The 21665-nt window shown below is 74.1% G+C and carries 16 protein-coding genes; 9 read left to right on the forward strand and 7 right to left on the reverse strand.

The features are described from left to right. The first annotated feature begins 15 nt into the window (after nucleotides 1–15). The 3 genes from WME96_RS30655 to WME96_RS30665 all read left to right on the forward strand — a co-directional run bounded on the left by WME96_RS30655 (nucleotide 16) and on the right by WME96_RS30665 (nucleotide 2693). Complete coding sequence (locus WME96_RS30655; RefSeq protein WP_437285137.1) at nucleotides 16–477, forward strand: PaaI family thioesterase; 462 nt, start codon at nucleotides 16–18, stop codon at nucleotides 475–477. Nucleotides 478–579: 102 nt separating this feature from the next. After that, complete coding sequence (locus WME96_RS30660) at nucleotides 580–1650, forward strand: pyridoxal-phosphate dependent enzyme (protein ID WP_437285138.1); 1071 nt, start codon at nucleotides 580–582, stop codon at nucleotides 1648–1650. A 185-nt stretch (nucleotides 1651–1835) separates the two neighbouring features. Further along, nucleotides 1836–2693 carry a fibro-slime domain-containing protein gene (locus WME96_RS30665; protein WP_437285139.1) on the forward strand — a complete coding sequence of 286 codons (858 nt, stop codon included), beginning with the start codon at nucleotides 1836–1838 and terminating at the stop codon, nucleotides 2691–2693. Nucleotides 2694–2913: 220 nt separating this feature from the next. Here the strand turns inward: WME96_RS30665 and WME96_RS30670 are convergent, their stop codons facing one another. The 3 genes from WME96_RS30670 to WME96_RS30680 are packed head-to-tail and all read right to left on the reverse strand — an operon-like array spanning nucleotide 2914 to nucleotide 8215. Then, nucleotides 2914–5244 (reverse strand): M20/M25/M40 family metallo-hydrolase, encoded by a 2331-nt coding sequence (locus WME96_RS30670; protein WP_437285140.1) that lies wholly within the window; start codon nucleotides 5242–5244, stop codon nucleotides 2914–2916. Next, nucleotides 5241–5936: a helix-turn-helix transcriptional regulator gene (locus WME96_RS30675; protein WP_437285141.1), complete on the reverse strand. Its 696-nt coding sequence runs from the start codon at nucleotides 5934–5936 to the stop codon at nucleotides 5241–5243. The genes WME96_RS30670 and WME96_RS30675 overlap by 4 nt, the downstream gene beginning before the upstream one ends. 38 nt (nucleotides 5937–5974) lie before the next feature. Continuing rightward, nucleotides 5975–8215, reverse strand: coding sequence for a hypothetical protein (locus WME96_RS30680; RefSeq protein WP_437285142.1), 2241 nt, complete (start codon nucleotides 8213–8215; stop codon nucleotides 5975–5977). Between the two features lie 348 nt (nucleotides 8216–8563). Between WME96_RS30680 and WME96_RS30685 the strand changes: the two genes are divergently transcribed. Next, a complete protein-coding gene (locus WME96_RS30685; protein WP_437285143.1) occupies nucleotides 8564–8851 on the forward strand; it encodes a hypothetical protein in 288 nt (95 codons plus the stop codon). A gap of 34 nt (nucleotides 8852–8885) precedes the next feature. Here WME96_RS30685 and WME96_RS30690 read toward each other — a convergent pair whose 3' ends face one another. Together WME96_RS30690 and yedA are read right to left on the reverse strand one after the other, a co-directional pair. Further along, nucleotides 8886–9962, reverse strand: coding sequence for an SMP-30/gluconolactonase/LRE family protein (locus tag WME96_RS30690; RefSeq protein WP_437285144.1), 1077 nt, complete (start codon nucleotides 9960–9962; stop codon nucleotides 8886–8888). A gap of 208 nt (nucleotides 9963–10170) precedes the next feature. After that, nucleotides 10171–11379: a drug/metabolite exporter YedA gene (gene yedA, locus WME96_RS30695; RefSeq protein ID WP_437285145.1), complete on the reverse strand. Its 1209-nt coding sequence runs from the start codon at nucleotides 11377–11379 to the stop codon at nucleotides 10171–10173. A 155-nt stretch (nucleotides 11380–11534) separates the two neighbouring features. Here yedA and WME96_RS30700 point away from each other — a divergent pair, with 155 nt between their 5' ends. The 5 genes from WME96_RS30700 (at nucleotide 11535) to WME96_RS30720 (ending at nucleotide 18264) form a co-directional block, all read left to right on the forward strand. Continuing rightward, nucleotides 11535–12983, forward strand: coding sequence for a PLP-dependent aminotransferase family protein (locus WME96_RS30700; RefSeq protein WP_437285146.1), 1449 nt, complete (start codon nucleotides 11535–11537; stop codon nucleotides 12981–12983). Between the two features lie 152 nt (nucleotides 12984–13135). After that, nucleotides 13136–14875, forward strand: a complete 1740-nt coding sequence (locus tag WME96_RS30705; protein WP_437285147.1) for a hypothetical protein — start codon at nucleotides 13136–13138, stop codon at nucleotides 14873–14875. Between the two features lie 21 nt (nucleotides 14876–14896). After that, nucleotides 14897–15337, forward strand: coding sequence for an Rrf2 family transcriptional regulator (locus WME96_RS30710; protein ID WP_437285148.1), 441 nt, complete (start codon nucleotides 14897–14899; stop codon nucleotides 15335–15337). 227 nt (nucleotides 15338–15564) lie between these two features. Then, nucleotides 15565–15888, forward strand: a complete 324-nt coding sequence (trxA, locus tag WME96_RS30715) for a thioredoxin (RefSeq protein WP_433927679.1) — start codon at nucleotides 15565–15567, stop codon at nucleotides 15886–15888. A gap of 402 nt (nucleotides 15889–16290) precedes the next feature. Beyond that, nucleotides 16291–18264, forward strand: coding sequence for a serine/threonine protein kinase (locus WME96_RS30720; RefSeq protein ID WP_437285149.1), 1974 nt, complete (start codon nucleotides 16291–16293; stop codon nucleotides 18262–18264). Nucleotides 18265–18420: 156 nt separating this feature from the next. Here WME96_RS30720 and WME96_RS30725 read toward each other — a convergent pair whose 3' ends face one another. Then, nucleotides 18421–19797 carry a hypothetical protein gene (locus WME96_RS30725; RefSeq protein ID WP_437285150.1) on the reverse strand — a complete coding sequence of 459 codons (1377 nt, stop codon included), beginning with the start codon at nucleotides 19795–19797 and terminating at the stop codon, nucleotides 18421–18423. Between the two features lie 64 nt (nucleotides 19798–19861). Then, nucleotides 19862–21607: a sulfate adenylyltransferase gene (gene sat, locus WME96_RS30730; protein ID WP_437285151.1), complete on the reverse strand. Its 1746-nt coding sequence runs from the start codon at nucleotides 21605–21607 to the stop codon at nucleotides 19862–19864. Nucleotides 21608–21665 lie beyond the last annotated feature (58 nt).

Here is a 21665-nt window from a genome sequence, read left to right on the forward strand (position 1 = left end):
GTCTAGGCTGCCCCCATGGCCGAAGGGGATCCCGAGGACTTCGCCGCCGCGCTCAACGCGGCGGGCATCGACGGCTGGATGAACGCAATGGGCCTGCGGCTGATCCGCGCCACGCGCGACGAGGTCGAGGCCGAGCTCGACATCGGCCCGCAGCACCTGCAGGCCTACGGCATCGTGCACGGCGGCGTGCACGCGGGGATCGTCGAGACGCTGGCGTCGATCGGCGCGGCGCTCAACGCCCTTCCGGACGGCCGCACGGTCGTCGGGCTCGAGAACCACACGAGCTTCCTGCGCGCGGTCCGGTCGGGGCGGCTCCGCGCCGTCGCGCGGCCGATCGACCGCGGGCGCCGCACGCAGGTCTGGGAGGGCTCGGTCCACGACGAGCGGGGCCGGCTCTGCGCCTCGGGGCGCGTGCGCCTCCTCGTGCTGGAGCCGGACGCGGTGCTCGCGGGGCAGCGCGCCGGCACGCCGGGTTGAACCCCCCCGAGCGTCGGAGTACCCGATCGCCTGCGTGTCTGACCCGCTGACCGACGGAGCGCCAAGCCGCCTGACCACCGCCGCCCTCGCGAGGAGCCCCCGTTGCGCGACGTAGCCGCCGCCCTCCGGATGATCGACCGCATCCCCCGGCTCGGCTGGGTCGCCGGGCCCTCCCCGGTCGCGGCGCTGCCGCGGCTCGCCGCCGCCCTCGGCCTCGATTTCCTGGGGATCAAGCGCGACGACCTGTGCGAGCCCGTCCACGGCGGGATGAAGATGCGCAAGCTCGAGTACCTGCTCGCCGCGCCGCCGCTGTCGACGGCGGCGGCGTGGTCGGCGGCGGGCGGCATCGGCTCGGGCAACGTGGCGGCGCTCGTCGTCGCGGCGGAGCGCCTCGGCCGGCGCGTGCACGCGCACCTGTTCTGGACCGACCTCTCCCGCGCGGTGATCGACAACCTCGCGCTCACGGCCTCGGGGCCGACCTCGATCCGCTTCTATCCGTCGCGCCTCGAGCTCGCGCTCGCGCGCCCGTCGCTCTTCCTGCCGCTCCGCGCGCGGGACGGCGAGGGCGCGGCGATCGTGCCGCTCGGCGCCACGTCCGCGCTCGGCATGGTGGGGGCCGCGCGCGCGGCGCTCGAGCTGTGCGCGCAGGTCCGCGCCGGCGAGCTCCCCGAGCCCGCGCGCGTCTACGTCGCGCTCGGCTCCGGCGGCACCGCCGCCGGCCTCGCCGTCGGCCTTTCGCTCGGCGGCCTGCGCTCGCGCGTCGTCGCCGTCGCGGTCGTCGAGCGCCTCCTCGCCTCGCGCTTCCGCCTGCGCGCCCTCACGGCCGAGCTCCGCGCGTTCCTCGCTGCGCGCGCGGGGATCGCGCCCGTGCCCCCCGCAGCCCCGATCGACCTCGTCCACGGCCACCTCGGCCGCGGCTACGGCTCGCCCACGTCCGCGTCGCTCGCCGCCTGCGAGGCGCTCGCGGCCGAGGGCATCTCGCTGGAGCCGGTCTACACCGGCAAGGCCATGGCCGCGCTCCTGGCCGACGCGCGGGCGCGCCGGCTCGGCCCGGTGCTGTTCTGGCACACGGCGCGGCGCGACCCCTTGCCCAGGCCTGACGGCTTCTGCGAGCGCCTCCCGCCCGAGCTGGCGCGGCGCCTCGACGCCCACTGCGGCGGCGGCTCTCGATAAGGAACCTACATATCGCCGCATTGCGGCGTCCTGCCGCCGTCGCACGGAGATGAATTTGTACGTCGCCTCGACATCGCGACGCGGTAAGATCGCTTTCTCTCTTGCGCCCTCGGCGGCTGTTTGCTTTGGCTGCCGTGGCGCCTGTCCACGCACCACGCGCGACGCGCTTAACAAGGAGACTTCGCATGCTTCGGCTGCAATCGAACTGGTACGCTCCGCTCGCACTCCTGCTGGCATTGACCGGCGTCGCCTGCGGCGGCGGCGACAACGCGTCGAGCGGATCCGGGGACACCGGCGCCGGCGCCGGGAACGGGTCGGGCGCGGGCGGCGACGACTTCGGGAGCGGCGTGGCGGCGGGGCCGGGCGCGGGCAACGGCAGCAGCGGCAGCGGCAGCGGGTGCGACGCGAAGCTCACGGGCATCGTGCGCGACTTCCGCGCCTACGAGCGCGGGGACGGGCACCCCGACTTCGAGACGTTCCAGGGCCGCGGCCTGAAGGGGATCGTCGCGCGCGAGCTGGGCCCGGATCAGAAGCCCGTCTATGCGCACCAGGGGGCCACCGAGCACACCACCGGGCCGGAAGAGTTCAATCAGTGGTACCGCGACGTCCAGGGGGTGAACATGCCGATCGAGTTCACCATCACGCCCGTGGTCGGCGCGGACGGCATCGCCACCTACGACAACCGGGCGTTCTTCCCCATCGACGGGGGGGGTTTCGGGAACGAGGGCAGGGAGCACAACTTCCACTTCACGTTCGAGCTCCACATGAAGTTCGTCTACAAGGGCGGCGAGGTCTTCTCGTTCACCGGCGACGACGACCTCTGGGTGTTCATCAACAACCGTCTCGCCATCGATCTCGGCGGCCTCCACGGCCCCCTGTCCGACGAGCTCGATCTCGATCGGATGGCCGAGGAGCTCGGGATCGTGCCCGGCCAGGAGTATCCGCTCGACTTCTTCCACGCCGAGCGGCACACGACCGAATCGAACTTCGTGATCCAGTCGACGCTCGCGTTCACGAACTGCGAGCCCATCTTCGTCGACTGAGCGGCGGGGCGCACAGAAGAGAAGAATTTGAACCACAGAGGCACAGAGGGCACAGAGAAGAGAGAAGAGAATAATCATCTATCTCTCTTCTGTTCCTCTGTGGTTCAAATCTCTCTTCTCTTCCCTCTGTGCCCTCTGTGCCTCTGTGGTTCAAATCTCTCTTCTCTTCCCTCTGTGGTTCCCCCTCTCATGAAACCAGGGGCCGCGCGCCGAGGCGGCATCAGAGCGAGAAGGACCCGCTCACGAACGTCGAATCGGCGAGCCGGTACGGCACCCCCATGATGTCCCTCGGCCGGGGCGCGCGAACGAGGTCGCGCGGGAGCTCGTAGGTCTGGTCCATCAGCCGGATCTCGATCGGGCCGGAGTCCTCGACCTCCAGCGACCACTCGATGCCCCCCGACGGTAATCCCATGTAGGTGAACCCCCACCGGACATCGCGCTTCACCTGCGCCCCGCGGGCCGGCTCCTCCACGCGCTGGCCGTCCACCTCCGCGCGGAGCACCGGGGTCGGGGACACCACCTCGGCGAGCAGCCACGGGGCGCCGCGGGGCGACGCGATGCGGAGCCGGAGCGACCGCACGCCGCCGCGCGTGACGTCGCCGAGCACCGCGAGCGACGGCGGCGGCAGCGCGGCGACAGGCGCCTCGCTCTGCCGGGTCAGGCGCACGAACGGCACCGTGAATGAGGGCGCCTGCGCGCGATCGTCCGGGAAGTACGCGGCCGTCCACGGGTGGAGGTCCCGGTCGGCCGAGAGCCAGTGGGCCTCCCCGGCCATCGCGTCGAGCGCGTAGGCGAGGCTCGCCGGCCGCGGCCGCGCCTCGCTGAAGCCGCCGGTCGCGCAGGCGACGACGAGCGCCAGGGCGCCCGGCAGCGCGAAGGCGAGCGCGAGCCGCCGCGAGCGGCCGCCGCCGAGGAGCTCGGCGTGCGGCAGGAAGAGCCCGAAGACGAGCGCGACAGCGAGGGCCGGCGCCGCCGCCATCGGCAGGCCCAGCGCGACGAAGAGCAGGTACGGACCGGGCACGGCCAGCGCGACCGCCGGCGCCGCGGCGGCGACGAGGAGCGCGGCGTCGATCCATGTCGGAGGCCACGCGGGCGGCGCGTCGCCGCGCCGGATCGTCACGGCCGCGACGCCGAGCAGGGCGAACGCGAGCGGCCAGGCGAAGTAGAAGCTCGCGCCCGGCATCGAGAGGCTCGACGCGACGAGCAGCACGAGCCACAGCAGCAGCGCGCCCAGGGCGGCGTCGCAGGCCCCGAGACGTGCCCGGACGAGCCGGTAGCCCGCCGCGGACGCCGCGAGCGCGAGGAGCGTGAGCGAAAGCCGGTACGCGGGCGCGTTGTACGGCTCGAACGGCATCACCCGCAGCACCGGGTGGACGCGCCGCAGGGCCCACGCAAGCCCGCCCACCGCGGCGGCGACGCCGAGGAGCAGCGCCAGAAAGGCGAGCGATCCCGCGAACATACGGCGCAGCGACGCGACCCCCCGCCGCCGCGCCAGCGCCGCCACGCCCGCGAACAGGCAGCCGACCAGCGCGGCGATCCACGGCACCCAGCCGATCGGGTGCGCGAGGAGGTGGGCGCCCCAGGTGTTGAAGTACACGGCGTCCTCGCGGTCCCGGCGCCCGAGGTCGAGCGCGCCGAAGCGCCGCGCGAGCGACAGCGCCTGATCCCCGGCGTGCTGCACGCTCCGGAGGTCGAGGTTGCTCAGGGTGTCGGACGGCGCGTGGTAGTGCGCGGCCGCGTCGCTGAAGGCGAAGTTCAGCCCGGGGATCCCGGCCCGCTTGAACACGCTGAGGTCGGTGCTGTGGCCCATGCGCCGCGCGACCTCGGGGAACAGCGACGAGGCCACCGGGTAGGGCGCGACGCGGGCGAGCTCGCGCACGGGCCAGGCGTCCCCGGGCCCGGTGTCGAACATCGCGACCACGCCGCCGGCCCCGCGGGCGTCGAAGTTGAGCGCGATCCGCACCTCGCCGCGCAGCGGGTGCTCGGCCATGAACGCCCTGCCGCCGAGGATGCCGCCCTCCTCGGCGTCGGTGAACAGGAGCAGCACGTCGTTGCGGAGCGGCGCGCCGCTCCGCAGCGCCCGCAGCGTCTCCAGCAGCGCCACTACCCCGCTGCCGTCGTCGGCGGCCCCGGGGCTGCCGGGCACCGAGTCGTAGTGCGCGACGAGCGCGACCGCCCCGGTGCTGTCCGCGCCCGGCAGCCGCGCCACGACGTTCTCCACGCGCGCGGCGTCGTACGGCAGGCCCCACTGCCGGCTCAGCACCGAGGCGCGCTGGACCTCGGCCTGCACGCCGAGCTCCGCGAGCCGCGCGAGCAGGTACTCGCGCGCCCGCCGGTGGGCCGCGGTGCCGGTCGGGCGCGGCTCCGCGGCGATGCGCGCGAGGTGCTCCCGGGCCCGCTCCGCCGAGAACGCCTCGGGCGGCGCGCTGGCCGGCACGACGTCCGGAGGACGGCCGAGCTGCGCGATCCGGAGCGCGACAAGCGCGAGGAGCGCGAGCGCCAGGGCGAGCCCAGGCAACCACCGCGGGACCGAGGGCCCGTTGTCGTTCATGGATGGCCCTCCGTCTCCGCGTCCCTGTACAGGAAGTAGTCGCGCAGCGTCCGGCCCTCCATCTCGTCGAAGCGCGCGTCGAGCGTCTCGAGATCGCTCATGCGGTCGAGGCGGAAGCCGCGGAACGCGCCGCGCAGCTCGCACCAGGCGGCGAGCGACCAGCCGGTGCCCATGAAGAAGAGCCCCAGCGGGAGCGCCGTCCGCGTCGAGCGGGCGCCGTCGGCGCGCGCGTAGCCGAAGCGGATCTTGCGGCGCTCGCTCACCGCGGCGCGCAGCTCGGCGAGGTGCGCGGTGGCGCTCTCGGGGATGTGGAAGCTCGGCGCGAACAGCGCGCTCGCGGCGACCCTCGGCCGGAGGCGGTCGGGCAGCGCCGCCTCGATCCGCGCGAGCGCGCGCCCGGCGGCGCGCACGAGCGCCGGATCGGACCAGCTCCCCACCATGCGCGCGCCGAGCACGAGCGCCTCGATCTCGTCCTCCTGGAACATGAGCGGCGGCAGATCGAAGCCGCGGGGCAGCGCGTAGCCGACGCCGGCCTCGCCCTCGATCGGCACGCCCGACGCGATGAGATCGCGGATGTCGCGGTAGATGGTCCGCTCCGAGACCTCGAGCTCCTCCGAGAGGCGCGCGGCCGTCGTGACCCGGCGCCGGCGCAGGAGCTGCACGATCTGGAACAGCCGGTCGGCTCTCCGCATGGCGGCGCGTCCCCGTCCTCCGGCGCCGGCGCGCCCCGTCAGGCCGCGGGCGCGCCGTCCTCGGGCCTGCGCGCGAGGCGCGCGGACGCGCGGCGGTAGATCTCCGTGAGCGGCGCGCGGTGCGCGGCGAGGAGGACCACCACGCCGGCCAGCCACAGGAGCGCGAGCGGCACGAGCGCCGAGGCCGTCGTGTAGACGAGCACGGGGCGGAACGCGCGCTCCTCCGTGACGAGCTCCCGGCTCACGTGGAGGTTCCTCGCGTAGCTCGGGAGCGCCAGCGCGACCGGCGTCACCCCCTCCAGCACGGCGCCCCCGGGCGCGAGGGAGGCGCCGCCGCCCTTCGACTGGTCGTCGTCCTTGGCCCTGCGCACCGAGGCAGCCGACGGCGCGGCCGTCTCGTACGCGGAGTCCCACCGCTCGCCCTGGTAGCGCCCCGCCGAGATCGCGAAGAGCCCGATCAGCAGCGCCAGGCCGCCCGCGACGAGCAGCACCACCATCGCGGCCGCGCGGCTCGCGCCCCGGAACAGCCGCCCCGCGAGCCACGCCGCCGCGCCGGTCGCGATCCCGACCAGGAGCGCCACGAACGTCGCCGGCGCCACGAACCACAGGCCCGCCATGACCAGCCCGCCCAGCACGCGCAGCGCGCGGACGCGCCCGCGGCCCGCCGCCGGGCCGGGGCGGACCGCGATCCACGCCGCCGCGAAGCCGAACGCCACGGCGAGGGCGTCGCCCGCGTCCGCGAACCACACCGGCCGGTCGCCGCCGAGCAGCGCGACCGGCAGCACGCTCTCGGGCAGGCCGACCGTGAGCGCCATCCGGCTCGCCGTGAGCGGGTAGCTCGGCATCGGCAGCGCCATGGTTCCGCCGATCGAGCGCACCGCCGCCTGCGCCAGCGACTGCACCTGGATCGTGTGGCTCCCCGTCTGCAGCGGGACGAGGACCTCCTCCGCGGCCGCGCCCTGGTGCATGATCCGCTGCGCCTTGCCGTCGGTGGCCAGGTAGATCGGCCGCCCGCCGGGCGCGTACGTCAGGTAGTCGATGCCGTTGTTCTCGTAGCTCAGCGCGTCGTCGGCCACGAGGTCCCCGCGCTCGGTCAGGACCAGGGTGCGGCGGTGCTCGCGCACCACCGCGGCGAGCACCTCGACCCCCGCGAGCGGCTCGACCTTGACCTCGACGCTCTGCCCCCGCTGCACGAGCAAGAGCCGCGACGTCGCCTGGGTCCGCGGGATCGGCGACTCGGCCGCGTCGACCTGGCGCCCTCCGTTCACGGTGAGCCGGTGCTCCGCGTCGGACTCGAACAGCCACCACTCGTAGGCCGAGCGCGGGTCGGGCGAGAAGGCGCCGACCTTCGGGAGCGTGCCCGAGATCGTCATCTCCGCGGCGCGGCCCGAGGTCGGCAGCACGAGCTCCGCGCCCTCGACCCGGAAGCCGCTCGCGCCCGAGACGTCGAGCACCTTCTCCCCGAACGCGAGCGGCAGGCGCACCACGCCGAGGTCGGTGCCCGACCGCATCACGAGCCGGTACTCGAAGCCGATCTCGCGCCCCACCCGCACCGCGCGCGAGAGCTGGAAGACCGTGGGGCCCGCGCTCTGCGCCGCCTCGCCGCCCTCGGTGCTGAAGTGGAGCGCCGCCCCCGAGAGCCCCGAGAGCCGCGCGCCCTCCGCGACAGAGCCGCCGGTCACGTCGGCCTCGAACGTGTTGAGCGGGCCGGCCACGAGGAGCGTGAGGTCGCCCCCGAGCGACAGCGTGCCCCGGAGCACGAAGCGGCGCGCGGCCGTCCACAGATAGTAATGGCTCCCCTCGAAGCTGATCGGCGCGGCCTCGCGGCGCGACGCGGGCCTCCCGTCGTCGAGCACGGCCTCGATGCGGACGTGCTCCGGCGGCCCGAAGAGCGGCACGGCCACGGGGCCGTCCGCGAGCACGCCGCCCGAGAGCTCGAACTGGAGCGGCCCCTCGCCCACCACGCCGGTGATGCGCAGCCGGTCGAGCGCGTAACACCGCTCGGCGCACTCCCCCGCGGCGCCTCGCTGCTCGACCCAGCGCGAGAGCATCTCGAGTTGACCGGCCCACGAGTCCGGCGGCAACGCAGCCCCGCGGGCCGGCGCCGCGGCGCCCGCCTTCGCCGCGGGCGCCGCGGGCGCCGCGCCCGCCGCGGGCGTCCCCGTGGGCTCGACCGCCGCCTGCGCCAGCGCCAGCGAGGGGACGACGAGCAGCAGCAGCACGACGAGAAGCCGAGAGAGCCTTGAACGCGCGGCCTGGTTCCAGCGCGCTAGCGACATAGGGAAACTCCCTTCTTTGACCTGCCGAGCGAACGCGATGGCCGCCGCAGCGTCCTCATCAGACTACCGAGTGAAAAACGACTGCAACAAAATCGACAGCGACCTTGACAGCTAACGCGACGCGTCGCAGTGTCGGGACGACGCGTTTGTGCCCTCCGACGAAGCCGCGAATCCGGCTCCGTTCACTGGCATGGTCGCTCACAGGGCCCGGGGGCTCCAGGTTCACATCGCGTCTCGCGGATTCGCGGGGGCGGGCGACGCCTGAGGCGCTGGGGCCCATCGCTCGATTCATCATCTCTGTACGCCCGCGTGCATCGCGGGGGGACATAACGAAGTGGGAGGCAGATCATGAGTGAGACGCAGAGCATCAGCGAGCCGAAGGCCGAGAACAGCGTGAACGGGACCGCCGCGCACGCGGGGCAGGCGGATGTGAGCGCCTCGACGCCGGCGGCCAAGCCGCCCTTCGTCGAGACGCTGCGCGAGCTGGGCACCTCCTGGGCCGAGGTGGCCATCGGGTATGGGCGCATCGCGCTCGAGAACGCCGCGCGCGTGCTCGAGCGGACGGCCGGGAAGCTCGGTGAGCTTCAAGGGAAGCTCAAGAAGGGCGACGTCGCCGCCGCCGAAGGCGCCCGCTGAATCCTCGCTCCGGCGCGCCGCCGGGGGGCGCTCATCAGGGCGCTTCCGGCGGCGCGGGGACGGGCGCGCCGCCGATGTCCAGCGCAACAGCGTAGATCGAGCCGGCCGCGCCGCCCACGTAAAGGGTCTTCCCATTGAAGCCGGGGCCCGATCCGAACTGAGCATTGGCGACCGAGGTGGGGAAGCTCGCCAGGAGCTCCGGCTCTCCAAGGGCCGCGCCGGTCGCGTCGAGCCGCACGCGGTAGAGCTCCTTGTCCTTGTTATCGATCGTGTACAGGTGACCGCACGTGTCGAGGACGAGCCCGTCGAGCACGGCCGAGGCCACCGTGGTCACGAGCGCCGGGCGCGCGGGCTCATCGTCGCGCGCGGCGAGGTCGATCCTGCGGATCTCGCCGGCGGAGGCGTTCGTGTAGAAGACGACCCTGCGCGCCGGGTCGAAGACGATGCCGTTCGGCTGGCTCACCTCGGGCTCGCCGCCCGCGATCTCGTCGACGGTCGCGTCCGGGTTGAGGCGAATCACCCGGTTGCCGGCCGTCTCCGTCGCCCAGACGTTGCCGTCCGCGTCCGCGGACAGGCCGTTCGGCGTCGACAGGCCCTCCACGAAGTCGCTGACCGCGCCGATCGTCGAGATCTCGACGACGGCCCCGGCCTCCGGCAGCGCGGCCACGAGGGTCCCGTCGGGCCGGTACCTCAGCCCGAGCACGGCGCCCGGCAGCGACGCGAAGTTCGATGTCTGCCCGGTGGCGTCATAGCGAATGAGGTTCGGCCCCTGCTTGGCGACGATGTGGCCCTGGCCGTTGAACGCGAAGTCCTCGCTGCCGCTGAACACGTCCGTGATCCGCTTCGGCTCGATCGGCCCGGGCGCGAGCTCCGCGCACGGGCCCGTCGGGCCCGCGCCGGCTCCCCCGCCGCCCGCGCTCGACGCCGTCGTCGCGCCCTCCCCGCCGGCGCCCCCGCCGCCAGCGCTCGAGGCGGTCGTCGTCGCGCCGGCCCCGCCGTCGCCGCCCGACGCCTTGCCGCCCGACGCGCCGCCGCCGATGTCGCCGCCGCACGCCGGGGCCGCGCCGGGGAGGAGCAGCGCCCATCCGAGCAGCCGGTAACCTCTCTTCATCCACTCGCCTCCTCGCGCCGCACACTACACGGCGCCCCCCACATTGCCTACGGCGGACGGCGCGCGCCGGCATCGCGCGGAGCAGAGCGGCGCTCTCCCGCACAGGAGACGGGCCCAGATCGGCGTTTTCGGCGCGCAGGCGCACTCCAGTGCGCTGAGCACCGAAAACGTCGAGGTGGGCCCGTATCCGAAGCGGGTGAGCGCCGCTCTAGTGGCGCGCCCTCGAGACGATGAGGACGCCGGCGCCGATGACCGCGGCGGCGACCCAGGTCGCGGCGGAGGCGCGCTCGCCGCCGAGCAGGACGCCGAGGGCGATCGCGATGATCGGGTTCACGTAGGCGTAGCTCGTCGCGATCGCCGGGCGCGTGTTCCTGAGCAGGTACGTGTACGCGCTGAGGCCCACGATCGAGCCGAACACCACGAGATAGGCGAGCGCGAGGAGCGACCGCGAGGACGGCGCCGCCGCCAGGCGCTCGCCCGCGATCGCGCTGATCCCGAGCATCACCGCGCCGCCGGCGAGCATCTCCGCCGCGACGGCCATCGGCCCCTCGGGCAGCGGCGTCGTCCGGCTGTACAGCGAGCCGAGCGCCCACGCGACCGGGGCCAGCACGATGAGCAGCGCCCCGGCGTGCTCCGCGTGGAGGTCGCCCCCGAGGTGGAGCAGCGCCGCGCCCGCGAACCCGACGAGGAGCCCGATCCACTCGCCCCGCGACACCTCCGGAGCGCCGCGCGGGCCGAGCGCGCCGCCGCGCGCTGCCCGCACGGTGGTGAACAGCGCCAGCCAGAGCGGCATCGTGGACACCACGACCGCCGCGACCCCGGAGCTCACCCACTGCTGCGCGACGACGACCAGCCCGTTGCCGGCCACGAGCAGCAGCACGCCGACCCGCGCCGCCGCGCCCCACTGCCGCAGCGTCGGGCGCGGGACGCCGCGCAGCCGCAGCACCCCGTAGAGCAGCGCGCCCGCGGTCGTGAAGCGCACCCCCGCCAGCAGGAACGGCGGCAGCGTCTCGAGCGCGACCGAGACGGCCAGGTACGTCGAGCCCCAGACGAGGTACAGCGCCGCCAGCGAGAGGAGCACCAGCCAGCTCCCCCGCGCCCTCTCGAGCGCCGCCCGCGCCGTCTCGAGCGCCGCCCGCGCCGTCCTCTCCGCCCCGTCGGCCACCGCGATCTGCGCCGGCTCGAGCGCCTCCACCACGAGGAGCCCTCGCCCCTCGCCTCCATAGCTGGCCCCCGCCTCCAGCACCACGTCGTCCGGCGCCCCCTCGCGGGTGACCCAGACCGCGCCGGCGGTACAGCTCAGGACCAGCGGACCGCCCCGGAGGCGGCGGGTCCACAGGCCGCCTTTCCCCAGATCGATCCGCGCAGCGCCTCGGACGCGCGCCTGCGCGTCCGGACCAAGTGAGGCCAATTTCATGTGCCGGAGCTTGCGGTCTGGCGGGCGACCGGCACAGAGGCAGTCTTCCCGGTATTGAGGCCGGTACAGTTGCGGAAAGTGGCGACTGTGCTGGTCCTTACGCCCGCCCGCTGTACCGGTACCGCAGGGGTCGCCCGGTTGTACACTCGTCCGTCGTGCAGGCGCCCATCGAGCAGCAGGACGATGCCCACCTCTACGACCGCGTCGCCGCGCACATCGCCGATCTGATCGCGCGCGGCACGCTGCGGCCCGGCGACAGGATCCCGTCGGTGCGGCGGCTGAGCCGGCAGCAGGGGGTCAGCGTCGCGACGGTGCTCCAGGCGTACCTGCAGCTCGAGAACCGCGGCCTCATCGAGGCGCGCCCGCAGTCGGGCCACTACGTCCGCGCCCGCCGGGTCCTCACGCTCCCGGAGCCGCGGGCCGCGCGCGCCAGCAGCACCGCCACGCGGGTCAGCGTGAAGGCCCTGGTCGCGAAGGTGTACCGGGCCACGCGGGATCCGCACATCGTGCCGTTCGGCGCGGCGTGCCCGAGCCCCGAGCTCCTGCCCACCGACAAGCTGAACCGCATCCTCGCCGCGATCGCGCGGGGCGCAGGCGGCGCGGGCGTCTCGTACGACCCGCCGCCGGGCCTGCCGGCGCTGCGGCGGCAGATCGCCCGGCGCTCGGTCGAGTGGGGCGTCGCGCTCGGCGCGGACGACATCGTGACCACGGTCGGCGCCATGGAGGGGCTCCACCTCTGCCTGCGCGCGGTCGCGCGCCGCGGCGACACGGTCGCGCTGGAGTCGCCGGCGTACTACGGGCTCCTCCAGCTCATCGAGAGCCTCGGCATCAAGGCGCTCGAGGTCCCGTCGCACCCCCGCACGGGCATGGACCTCGACGTCCTCGAGGAGATGCTGGGCCGCCACCGCATCAAGGCGTGCCTCGCGATCCCGAACTTCAACAACCCCCTCGGCAGCGCCATGCCCGACGAGGCGAAGGAGCGGCTCGTCGCGATGCTCGCGCGCCGCGAGGTGCCGCTCATCGAGGACGACATCTACGGCGACCTGCACTTCGGCGACGTCCGCCCCCGCCCGGCCAAGGCGTTCGATCGCAAGGGCCTCGTGATGCTCTGCTCGTCGTTCTCGAAGACGATGGCGCCGGGCTACCGGGTCGGCTGGACGGCCCCCGGCCGCTTCCTCGACGAGGTCGAGCAGCTCAAGTTCGGGCAGAGCGTGGCCTGCGCGACCCTGCCGCAGATGGCGATCGCCGAGTTCCTCGAGATCGGCGGGTACGACCACCACCTGCGGGCGCTCCGGCGCCGCCTCGCCGGCCAGGTCGCGCGCATGAGCGAGGCGATCGCCGAGCATTTCCCGCCCGGCACCCGGGTCTCCCGCCCCGCGGGCGGCTTCGTGCTCTGGGTCGAGCTGCCGCCCGGCACGAGCGCGCTCGACGTGCACGAGCGCGCCCTGGATCACGGCATCAGCGTCGCGCCGGGGCCCATCTTCTCGGCCAAGCACCGGTTCTCGAACTACATCCGGATCAACTGCGGCTATCCGTTCACCGACCTCATCGAGCACGCGGTCCGGACGCTCGGGCGGATCTGCGCCGAGGTGGCCGAGGCGTGAAGGGTGCGACGGGCGGCATGGGCGACATGAGGGCTGCGCGCCGCGCGACTGCCGATGACCGGCGCGCCCTGGCTGCCGTACCCGCCCTGAAGTAGAACCCCGTCTCTCGACAGCGCGCCCCGCCGACGGCGCGCCCCGACGAGCCCACGACCTTGCGTCCCCGACACCCAGCGCCCCGCCTGTCGCCCGCGCCTCCTCCGCCGTCCGCGCCCCGCCCGTCGCCCGCCCGCGCGGCCCGGGCGCTCGCGGCCCTGCTCGCCGTCCTGCCCGCCTGCCGCGCCGGGTCGACCGCCGCGCCGGGCGCGCCGGCGCCGGAGGTGCTGCGCCCGCTGCCGGATCGCATCGACGGCAGCACCCTGCTCGGCCGGGACGCGCAGCGCGCCGTCCAGGCCGGCGCGGGCCCGCTCCGGGTGGTCGGCGCGGACATGGTGTCCGAGGGCGATCGCCTCGGCGCCTTCGTCGAGGTGCCCGCCGGCGAGTGCATGCTCGCGATGGCGCGCGTCTCGCCGACCATCGGCGACGTCGACCTGTTCGCCTTCGAGGACGACGGCAGCGCCTTCTCCACGGACGAGGCCGCCGACGCGCGCGCCTCCATCCTTGTCTGCCCGCCGCACCCGCGGCGGCTCTACGTGATGGCGCGCGTCATGTCGGGCGCCGGGGCGATCAGCGTCGGGGTGCAGGGCGTCCCCGAGAAGGCGGCGGACGCTGTCGCCCGCGCCGTCGGCGCGCGGGGCAGGGCCGGCGACGAGAGCGGCCGGCTCGAGTCGTGGCCCGGGCTGGAGGCGAAGGTGAGGGCGCACCGCGGCGCGATCGGCGCGCGCTGGGAGGACGTCCGGCGCGTCGCGCTCCCCGTGGGCTCGCGGACCGCGAGCCGGATCGGCGCCACCCTCGACGGCGGCCGCTGCCTCGACGTGCTCGTCTCGCCGAGCGACGAGGTCGCCTCGCTCGAGGTGGTCGCCGAGGACGAGACCGGCAGGATCGTCGCGCGCGCCCGGGAGCGGGGGCCGGATCGCACGCTGCTCCTCTGCTCGACGGCCTCCATCGAGCTCTCGATCGCGATCCGCTCGCGGGGCACGCAGGGCCTCGTGGCCGTCGTCGTCGGCCGCTCGCAGCCGGGCGCCGAGGCGGAGATCTCCGGGGCCACGCCGATCGAGCGCGCGACCGAGGGCCGCGACCTCGCCGAGGTGAGGGCGGCGCACGGCCGCGCGCTCGCGGGCCGGGGCTACGGCGCGCCGCGCGTGTCGACCGGGGCCGCGCGGCTCGGCAGCCGGACGACGCTGCCGGTCGAGCTGCCGGCCGGCTGCGCCCGGATCGACGTGCTCGCCGGCAGGCCGCTCGCCGACGTGCTGGCGGAGCTCTGGAGCGACGACCACGCCCTGCTCGGCCGGGCCCGCGGCGGCGCCCAGGCGACGCTCTTCACCTGCGGCAGCGGCGGCCCTGCCCGGGTCGACGTCGAGTCGATGGCGCAGCCCGGCCCGTTCGCCGTGGAGGTCCGCAAGGAGCTGAAGGCCCCGCCGGCGCTCGTGGCCCACCCGATCGCCGCCGCGAGGCTGCTCGCGCGCATGAGCGCGACAGGCGCCGCCGACGCCGGCGCGGCCGCCGCGGCGCAGGCCGTGGCGCTCGACGCCGCGCGCCTCAAGATCTTCCCGCTGCAGATCCCGCCCAACACGTGCGCCGAGGTCATCGCGGCGCTCGACGCCGAGGGGGCTGGCGTCGACCTGCGGCTCGTCGACACCTCGACGGGGGAGAGCTCGCTCGCCCGCGCGCGCCACGTCGTGTCCGAGAGCCGCTGCGCCGGCCCGGCGGCGGTCCCCGCCTCGATCGAGCTCCGGCTCGCCGCGGGCAAGGGGGAGGCGCTCGTGCTGACCCGCACGTCCGCGCGGGCGCCCTAGATTCCGCCGAGAGGTCCCTCGATGTCCTCGGGTCGCTTCGCCATCGCCACGCACGCGCTCGCGCTGCTCGCGCAGTCCGACGAGAGCTGCGCCAGCGACGCGCTGTCGGCGAGCATCAACACGAACCCGGCGTTCCTGCGGCGCATCCTCGCGCGGCTGTCGCAGGCCGGGCTCATCGAGGCGCGCGAGGGGCGCGCCGGCGGCTACCGGCTCGCGAGGCCGGCGGCGTCGATCCGGCTGAGCGAGGTGTACGCCGCCGTGGAGCCGGAGGGCGCCATCGCGCCGAGCCCGTGCGAGCCGAACGCGAGGTGCCCGATCGGCGCGGGGATCCAGCGGGCGTTCGACGAGGTCGCCGCGGCGGCCAACGAGGGGCTCCTGCGCGGCCTCGCGCACACGACCGTCGCCGACGTCGCGCTCCGGGCGCAGCACCTCGGCCGCCCCGCGCCCGCCAGGTCCGACTGACCGCTCCCGATCTCCGCCCCCGCCGGGCGCTCCTCTTCCCCTGCCCCTCCCCCGCCCCCGGACGTGCCCCGCGAGGCCTCGCGCCCGGCGTCCCCCTCCCCTGGCGGAAACTGAAACCGTGTTTATAACAGTTCATGCGAGCGTGGCTGTCGAGCGAGCGCCGGCGTCGAGCCGGCGCGCCGCGGCCAGGGCCGCTCGTTCCCGAGATGAACGGAAAGGACAGCGCCATGGGCAGCAGGAACGTCATTGAGGTCAACGATCTGAACTTCGCTCGAGAGGTCCTGGAGACGGACACACCGGTGCTCGTGGACTTCTCTGCGTCCTGGTGCGCCCCCTGCAAGCGGCTCGCGCCGATCGTCGACGAGATCGCGGAGGAGACGGCGGGCCAGGTCAAGGTGGTGAAGCTCGACGTGGACGAGTCGCCCGCGGCCGCGAAGCGGTTCGATATCCGGGGTCTGCCGACGGTGGTCGCCTTCCAGAACGGCGAGCCGGTGAAACGCCACATCGGCCTCACGAACAAGAAGACGCTGCTCGCGCTCCTCGGACGTTGAGCACGCGGAGCGCGGCGCGCTCCCGGCGGGCATGCGCCGTGTGTTGCGGACCACCAGCTCCGCGCGCCGCCGCGTCGTCCTGCGGCCCTCGCGCCCGCGATCGTGCGCCGCGGCGCCGCGGCGCCGGCCTCCCGACATCGCCCTTCATTTCACGCGATTCACGCGCATTCACCCCGATCGTGCGGTGTTGCGGGCGGCGCCGCATGGCTCGTTCTCTGTCTTCCACGGACGCATCACCCCGTTGACATCACCACCCGATACGAGATCCTTTCGTCAAGGAAGCCCAGCGATCCGCAGCGCTTCTCGCCCCCGCCAGTCGGGTGGTCGGGGGTCGTCACGCGGAGCCCTGCCGGTGTGGGGTTTTGCTGGCACGGCGCGACTGAGCCTGGCTTCCCGAAGGCCATGGCTCTGTTCGACGACGACTTCGAGACGCTCGAGCAGCTCCCCGAGATGCGAAAATCTCGCGGAAAGGGCGGAGATTCGCACGGCCAGAGCCCCACGCCCGTGAACCCCGGCCGGGCCCGGGCGGAGCTCTCGGACATCGCCAGCGACGGCCCCCGCTACGAGGTGCGCGCGCTGCTCGGCGTCGGCGGGATGGGGGAGGTCCACTTCTGCAGGGACCGCCGCATCGGCCGCGACGTCGCCATGAAGGTCATCCGCGCGGAGCACCAGGGCGACACGACGCTCCGCCACCGGTTCATCCGCGAGGCCCGGGTGCAGGGCCAGCTCGAGCACCCGTCGATCGTGCCCGTCTACGACCTCGGCGTGGACGCCAAGGGCTCGGCGTACTTCACGATGAAGCGCCTCCGGGGGCTCACCCTGTCGAGGATCCTGAACGAGCTCCGCGAGGGCGACGCGGCGGCCACGCAGAGCTTCTCGCGCCGCAAGCTGCTCACCGCGTTCTCGTCGGTCTGCATCGCCGTGGACTTCGCGCACTCGCGCGGCGTGCTCCACCGCGACCTCAAGCCCGCCAACATCATGCTCGGCGACTTCGGCGAGGTGTACCTGCTCGACTGGGGCGTCGCCAAGCTCATGGACTCGCCGCTCCAGACGATCGACATGGGCGAGGATCCGATGAGCACGAGGACCATCCCCGGCGACGTGCTCGGGACCCTCGGCTACATGTCGCCGGAGCAAGCGCAGGGGTGCGTCGACACGCTCGACGCGCGCTGCGACGTCTACTCGCTCGGGGCGATCCTCTTCGAGCTGCTCACGCTGAAGCCGCTGCACCCGAAGAAGGATCGCAACGAGATGCTCGACTCGCTCATCCACGGCGCGGACGCGCGGGCGTCGGTGCGCGCGCCCGAGCGCGAGGTGCCGCCGGAGCTCGACGCGATCTGCGTGAAGGCGACGCGGCGCGATCCGGCCGAGCGCTACCCGTCCGCGCGCGCGCTCTACGAGGCGGTCGAGCGGTTCCTCGACGGCGACAAGGACGTCGAGCTGCGCCGCGGCCTGGCGGCGCGGCACGCCGGGGTGGCCGAGGAGAAGATCGCGAAGGCGCTCGCCGGCGGGAAGGAGGCCGAGGGCGCCCGCAAGGCGCTGCTCAGCGAGGTCGGCCAGGCGCTCGCGCTCGACCCGTCGAACGAGCGCGCGCTGGAGACGCTCCGGCGCGTCCTGACGGAGCCGCCGCGCGAGATGCCGCAGGAGGTGCTCGCCGAGCTCGACGCGGCCGCGGCGGCGCGGCACCGGCTGCAGCTCCACGCGGGCATCCGCGCCGAGCTGCTCGCGACCGCGATCGCGACGCTCGTGGCCGCGGTGTGGCTGGGCATCCGGGAGTGGCAGGTCTTCGGCTTCATCCTGGCCTTCACCGCCCTGGCGGCGCTGATGAAGGGCATCGCCGCGCGCCTCGTGCACACGCCGTCGGCGGAGTGGTACGCCTACGCCGGGTTCGTGTTCAACGTCCTCAGCTTCCTGTGCATCGGGCGCGGCTTCGGGCCGCTGCTCTTCATGCCGATGCTCCTCGTGATCTTCACGTACGGCAACTCGTTCACCTACCGGAACGCGTACCGCGTCGCCGTGGTCGTGACCGGCTGCGCCGCGGTGCTGGCCGCCGCGTGGATCGAGTACTCGGGCGTCCTGCCCCGCTCGTACGAGTTCACGGGCGGCGCGATGGTCATCCTGCCGCAGGCCGTCGAGCACTCGGAGATCCCGACCATGACGGCGCTGACGCTGACGACCCTGTTCATGCTGGTCGTGCCGGCGTTCATGATGGGCCAGCACCAGCACGCGCTGCGCGACGCGGAGCGGCGCGCCTTCCTGCAGGCCTGGCAGCTCCGCCAGCTCCTGCCGGAGCGCGCTCAGTCGGACGCCGTGGCCAGCCCCAACTCGGAGCCTGTCCCCGACCGCCGCCCGCGCAGCCGCCGCACGCCCGCGTAAGGCCGCGTCGGTGGGTTCTGGATAAAGAAAAGAGAAACTAACCACAGAGGGCACAGAGGGGAGAGAAGAGAGTTAGTTAAATCGTTTTCTCTTCTTCTCTCTCCTCTGTGCCCTCTGTGCCTCTGTGGTTCAAATCTCTCTTCTCTCCCGCCGTCGTCAGTCCATCGGCCAGACCGCGAGCGCCCAGACGGGCGAGTTGCCGCGCGCGGCGACGCGGAGGGCGGCGCTCTCCTCGAGATCGGAGCAGAAGGCGACGCCGGCGCCCTCGCTGCGGTCGCCGGCGTCGTCGCGCGCGGCGCGGTCGCCCAGCTCGGCGGAGATCCGGAGCGCGCGCAGCTCGCCGCGGACGAGCGCCGCCGCCGCGAAGTAGCAGCGGCCCGGCTCGATCTGGACGGGGACGAGCGTGTCGCCCTGCGTGCCGACGGCCTCGGCGATCGGCTGGGCGCGGGGCGCGGGCGCATGGCGGCGGTGGAGCGCGGCGGCCAGGTTGCCCCGGGCGCGCGCGCCGAAGTGCCCGGGCACGTACGGGGGCATCGACCACTGGGCGTCCGAGAGCACGACCTTCACCGGGCCCGCGGCCCCGAGGAAAGGGATCTCCACGACCCCGGGCTCGCCGAGACAGAAATCGAGCCGCGCGTCCGGCGCGTCGGACCGGTCGCGATCGAGCAGCCGCCCCGTGCCCGCCTCCCGCGCCTCGGCGTCGATGTCGGTCGCGCGGCGCACCGTGGCGCTCGGCACCTCGGCCATCAGGTCGACGCGATGACAGCCCTCGGAGAGCTTGACCGAGAACTGCCCCGTCCCGACCACCGAGGCGCGCATGTCGGTCGGCACGACGCGCAGCGCCCCGTCCGCGCGCGCCCGGCGCGCCGCCCGCCCGACCCGGGCGTCGAGCGGCCCGGGCTCGGCCGGCCGCCCCGGGTCGCCGCGCGGCGCGACAGGCCCAAACGCCCGCTCCGGCAAGATCGACTCGACGCGGTCCAGCACCCCGCTCGACGCCGCGACGACGACGTCGAGGGCGCCGCGCGACGAGAGCATGTCGACCGTCACGCGCCGCAGCTCCTCGCGCGCGGGCCCGCACCGCGTGATCATCGCGGCGCCAGCGGCGCTCTGGACGCGGCGCTCGTCGTCGGGATCCCGGCCGCGCAGCCGGCCGACGAGGCCCTCGAGGGCGGAGGCGTCGCCCGGGGCGGGCTCGGGCTCCACCGTGAACTCCACGATGCGGGGCGCGAGGAACGCGACCGTGAGGCACTCGTCCGCCTTCACGCGGCCCGCGCCGGGATCGCGGGCCGCGCCCGCGGCGCCGGCCCGACCGGCCGCGCCGGCAGCAGCGCCAGCCGGCGGCGGGGAGATCGCGATCAGCCTGGAGCGGCCGTGCTCGACGAAGAGAGGGGGAAGGCGCGCGACCCGCGCGCCGGAGAGCGACCACATCCGCGCGACGCGGGCGGCGTCGTCGCTGAGGTCCGCGCGCGCCGGCCCCCCCACGGAGAGCCCGGCGAGCGCGGTCAGCAGCGAGAGGACCGCGGCGCGCGCCATACCCGGAGCCGCGCGGCGGCCCCGATCGACGGCGCCGCGCGCCGCGGCCATCAGGCCGGGACGGTCACTTCGAGCTGCGCATCGCCTCGATGAGGATGCGCGCGACCTCCGGGCGGGAGAACTCCGGCGGCGGCAGCTCGCCGCGCTGGAGCAGCTCGCGCACCTTCGTGCCCGACAGGTTGACCTGCGTCGACGCGTCGCCCGGCGCCGTCTTGGCCGTGGCCATCGCGCCGACCACCGTCGAGTAGAACGCGTTCTCGAAGTTGAGCGTGGTGATGCCGAGCTCGCCGGGGCTGAACACATTGAAGAGCTCCTGCGCGTCGTACGTGCCGTAGTAGCTTCCCACGCCGGCGTGATCGCGCCCCACGATGAAGTGCGAGCAGCCGTAGTTCTTGCGCGCGAGCGCGTGGAAGATCGCCTCGCGCGGGCCCGCGTAGCGCATCGCCGCCGGGTAGATCGAGAGGAGCACGCGGTCCTTCACATAGTACTTCGCGATGAGCTCCTCGTAGCACCGCATCCGCACGTCCGCCGGGATGTCGTCCGACTTGGTCGCGCCGACGAGCGGGTGGATCATCAGGCCGTCGCAGATCTCCAGCGCCGTCTTGGTGATGTACTCGTGCGCCCGGTGGATCGGGTTGCGGGTCTGGAAGCCCACGATGCGGCGCCACCCCTTCTCGGCGAAATACGCCCGCGTCACCGCCGGGTCCCGGTGGTACGCCGGGAACGGCGACTCGACCGGCCGCTCGAGCACGCGGATCTCGCCGCCGACGTACACGGGGCCCGTGCTCATCAGGTACGCGACGCCCGGGTGCTTCGTCTCGGTCGTCCGGAAGACCTCCTGCGCCTCGAGCTCCTTGTTCGGCCGCCACTTGTCGCTCAGCTCGATGACCGCCACGATGCGGCCGTCGCGCGCGCGGAGCGCCGCCTCGCCGCCCACGCGGAGCCCCTCGGCCGCCTGCTCCGAGACGGCGAGCGTGATCGGCATCGACCAGGGCAGGCCGTTCTCGAGCCGCATCTCGCGCACGACGCGCAGGTAGTCCTTCGAGTTCATGAAGCCGCGCAGCGGCGAGAACGCGCCGACCGCGATCATCTCGACGTCGCTCTCCGTGCGCTCATCGAGCTCGATGACCGGCAGCCCCTTCGCCCGCTCCGCGAGCGCCGCCTTCTCCGCGCCCTCGGCCCACCGGTTCACGAGCTCGCCGCCGTGCGGCGCGATGAGCCCGCGGGCCCCGCCCGCCGCCGCCCCCGCGGCCGCGGCGCCGGACACCGCCACGGCGGCGCCGCGGCGCGGGACGTACCCGAGCTCCTCGAGCTTCGCGAGGATCTTCGCGAGGCTCTCCTCCTTGGTCTCCTTGTCGGTGTGGACGACGACCTCGGGGTTCTCGGGCGCCTCGTACGGGTCGTCGATGCCCGTGAAGTTCTTGATCTCGCCCGCGAGCGCCTTCTTGTAGAGCCCCTTCGCGTCCCGCTCGGTGAGCACCGGGATCGTGCAGGAACAGTACACCTCGACGAAATGGGGCGTCTGCGCCCGCTGCTCGTCACGGATCGCCTTGTACGGGCTGATCGCGGCGGTCATCGCGCACGCGCCCGAACGGGCGATCAGCTTCGCCACGTATCCGATCCGCCGGATGTTCGTGTCGCGATCCTCCTTGGAGAACCCGAGGCCCTTCGAGAGGTTCGTGCGCACCTCGTCGCCGTCGAGCACCTCCACGTGGACGGAGCGGGCACGGAGCTCGGCCGAGAGCATCGCCGCGAGCGTGCTCTTGCCAGCGCCGCTCAAACCGGTGAACCAGACAACAAAACCTGACATTTAGGCAACTCCTTCGATGATCAAGTGACGACTACGGACTCGGCCTCTCGGGCCTCGG

This window comes from Sorangium sp. So ce406 (genome assembly GCF_051474675.1).
Taxonomy (GTDB): Bacteria; Myxococcota_A; Polyangia; order Polyangiales; family Polyangiaceae; genus Sorangium; species Sorangium cellulosum_G.